This window comes from Okeania sp. SIO2B9 (genome assembly GCF_010672505.1).
GTDB lineage: Bacteria > Cyanobacteriota > Cyanobacteriia > Cyanobacteriales > Microcoleaceae > Okeania > Okeania hirsuta.
Window position 1 is genome coordinate 1 of the sequence record NZ_JAAHGK010001050.1, and the last position, 2,752, is coordinate 2,752.

A 2,752-nucleotide genomic window follows, 5' to 3' on the forward strand; every position below is an offset into this window, starting at 1 on the left:
TATATAATAATTGCTATATTCTATACTTTTAAGGAACATCTCAATTCTCACAACTCAAATCATATTGCTATATTAATAATTAATAATTAATTATTAATTGTTGAATGTCATGGGTCCCCTTGCCAAACCTGAGAAGTAATGAATAATTACTAATTGCTGAAGTGCTGACTGCTAATAGCTGAATTCTTACAAATCAAGCCCTAAAATTCATAAATACGTTATAATCTGCGGAAATGTTAATCATTTACTTTTCAAAGTACCAGAATAATTGACAATATTAACAATAACTAGGGAGTAAGAAAAAATGACCAATCGTTTAGCTAAATCTCAAAGTCTTTATCTCCGCAAACACGCAGAAAATCCTGTAGATTGGTGGCCGTGGAGTGAAGAAGCTTTAGAAACTGCACGGCGAGAAGATAAGCCAATTTTTCTATCAATTGGTTATTCAAGTTGTCACTGGTGTACCGTTATGGAAGGGGAAGCTTTTTCTGATGAAAAAATCGCCCAATATTTGAATGAAAAATTTTTACCAATAAAAGTAGATCGAGAAGAACGACCTGATGTAGATAGTATCTATATGCAGGCATTACAAATGTTAACTGGACAGGGTGGTTGGCCGTTAAATATATTCTTAACTCCTGATGATTTAACACCTTTTGTTGGTGGAACTTATTTCCCTGTTGAACCTCGTTATGGACGACCAGGATTTTTAGAAGTTTTACAAAAAATTAGGGGATTTTATGACATTGAAAAAAATAAACTTAACGATTTAAAATCCGAAATGTTGGAGGGATTAAGAAAATCAGTTTTATTACCAGAAGCAGAAGATTTAAGCCAAGAAATACTGCAAAAAGGTTTAGAAGTTAGTACTGCAATTATTAGCGATCGCTACTCTCAACAAAGTTTTCCGATGATACCTTATGGACAAGCAGCATTACAAGGAACAAGATTTAATTTTGAATCTGAATATGATGGTAATCAAATTTGTTTACAACGAGGATTACATTTGTCATTAGGAGGAATTTATGACCATGTTGCCGGAGGTTTTCATCGTTATACAGTAGATGCAACTTGGACAGTTCCCCACTTTGAAAAAATGCTCTACGATAACGGTCAAATTGTTGAATATTTGGCTAATTTATGGAGTGCAGGACATCAAGAACCAGCTTTTAAACGAGGAATTATTGGCACAATAAATTGGCTAAAACGAGAAATGACTGCACCAGACGGATTTTTTTATGCTTCCCAAGATGCTGATAGTTTTACCACTCCAGATGAAGCTGAACCGGAAGAAGGTGCTTTCTATATTTGGAATTATCAAGAATTAGAAAATTTATTAACCTCAGAAGAATTATCTGAACTATCAGAACAATTTTTCATAGTATCTAGTGGCAATTTCGAGGGAAAAATTGTCTTGCAAAGAAAGCAAGTAGGAGAGTTAAGTGAAGCTGTAGAAAATTCTTTATCTAAACTGTTTGAATTACGGTATGGAGCCAAACCTTTTTCTGTAAAAACTTTCCCCGCAGCAACCAACAACCAAGAAGCAAAAAATAATAACTGGCCTGCTAGAATTCCGGCAGTAACAGACACTAAAATGATTGTTGCTTGGAATAGTTTAATGATTTCAGGGTTGGCACGAGCAGCCACAGTATTTAACAATTCAGAATATCTAGAATTAGCCATTAATGCTGCTAATTTCATCATCAAAAATCAGTGGGTTAACGGACGTTTTCATCGATTAAATTATGAAGGTAAACCTGCAGTAATGGCGCAGTCAGAAGACTATGCTTTATTTATTAAAGCTTTGCTAGACTTACAACAAGCTTCTATTAATTCATCAAATACTAATTTTTGGCTAGACACAGCAGTAAAATTACAAGATGAATTTGATGAATTTTTATGGAGTTTAGAAGCATCAGGTTATTACAATTCACCAAGCGACGTTAGTGGAGAATTAATATTACGAGAACGAAACTATATTGATAATGCAACTCCGGCGGCAAATGGCATAGCAGTTGCTAATTTAGTACGTCTATCTTTGCTAACTGAAGAATTATATTATCTCGACCAAGCTGAGTCAGCTTTAACAGCTTTTAGCAGCATAATGAAAAAATCTCCTCAAGCTTGTCCGAGTTTATTTATTGCTCTTGAATGGTATAGAAACCAAACTTTAGTTAGAACTTCTCAAGCAGAAATTTCTAGTTTAATTACTGAGTATTTTTCTACTACTATTTATAAAGTTGAAGCAGATTTACCAAAAAATTCTGTAGGGTTAGTTTGCCAAGGTTTGATATGTAAAAAACCTTCTTTGAATAAACAAGAATTATTAGAACATCTAGAACAAAGTCAAAATCGTTGGGCTAAATAATTAGGGTTTGCTGAATAAAGTCTTTTTGCTGAGACAGGAGACAGGAGAAATGGGAATGAGTGAGGAGGTAGGAGCTAAGTTTTGTCAGAGTGATTTTTCGGCTTTTGCTTCGGTGAAAGTCCTCACTTTTTTAACCTAAGCAACCGAAAAGCTCATACTTTTTAAAGACATAAAAAACCTAAAACCAATATCAGTCAATGCTTTGATATTTAATCAGTAATATCATTTCTCTTGAAACACCCACAATAAAAATTTTTGGGGTTGCACATTATGGAATGATATTGCCAAAAATTGGTTTAGATTTTGACTAAAAATAACCATTAATTAATCATTCTAGCAATTGATTAATCCACAATCCAATTCTATCAAAAATATCAAATCATT

The 2,752-nt window shown here is 33.5% G+C and carries 2 protein-coding genes; both read left to right on the top strand.

Annotated features, from left to right (window positions below; genetic code table 11):
• The first annotated feature begins 304 nt into the window (after positions 1–304).
• Entirely contained in the window at positions 305–2,368 is a 2,064-nt protein-coding gene (locus tag F6K13_RS27100; RefSeq protein ID WP_124154923.1) for a thioredoxin domain-containing protein, read from the top strand.
• A gap of 7 nt (positions 2,369–2,375) precedes the next feature.
• Complete coding sequence (locus tag F6K13_RS27105; RefSeq protein WP_282433637.1) at positions 2,376–2,507, top strand: hypothetical protein; 132 nt, start codon at positions 2,376–2,378, stop codon at positions 2,505–2,507.
• Positions 2,508–2,752 lie beyond the last annotated feature (245 nt).

What these genes read in the sequence shown, in the direction of transcription:
- F6K13_RS27100 (WP_124154923.1), top strand. Translation starts at nt 305, where the DNA reads ATGACCAATCGTTTAGCTAAATCTCAAAGTCTTTATCTCCGCAAACAC.